This window comes from Pseudoalteromonas sp. SR43-7, assembly GCF_014163785.1.
Classification (GTDB): Bacteria; Pseudomonadota; Gammaproteobacteria; order Enterobacterales; family Alteromonadaceae; genus Pseudoalteromonas; species Pseudoalteromonas distincta.
Window position 1 is genome coordinate 1 of sequence record NZ_JACJDY010000060.1, and the last position, 527, is coordinate 527.

Annotated in this window: 1 protein-coding gene; it reads left to right on the forward strand. The window is 39.7% G+C overall.

Annotated elements, in window-relative coordinates; genetic code table 11:
• Positions 1 to 486 (forward strand): integrase core domain-containing protein (locus tag H5087_RS20015; RefSeq protein WP_182673149.1); only part of this gene is annotated, 486 nt, incomplete at its 5' end.
• Between the last annotated feature and the right edge of the window lie 41 nt (positions 487 to 527).

A 527-nucleotide genomic window follows, 5' to 3' on the forward strand; every position in this document is an offset into this window, starting at 1 on the left:
CAAACCTTCGTTGATACATACAGCAAAGTAGCGTTCGCTAAGCTCTACACCACGAAAACGCCAATTACTGCGGCTGACATACTCAACGACAAAGTACTGCCGTACTTCGAACAGTACGAGCTTCCTATGCTACGTATCCTGACCGATAGAGGCACTGAATATTGTGGCAAAGTCGAACATCATGATTACCAGTTATATCTCGCTATAAATGATATTGATCATACAAAAACCAAAGCTATGTCACCGCAAACAAATGGTATCTGCGAACGCTTCCACAAAACGATACTCAATGAATTCTATCAAGTTACATTCCGTAAAAAGCTATATAGCTCATTAGAGGAATTGCAAAAGGATCTGGACGAATGGATGATTTATTACAATAATGACCGAACCCATCAAGGCAAAATATGCTGTGGCAGAACGCCATTAGAAACTTTATTAGATGGAAAATTGATCTGGGCTGAGAAAAATTTAGCTCAAATCTAGACTGACAGTCACCGATTAAAAAACGGGTAACTGTCAGATCA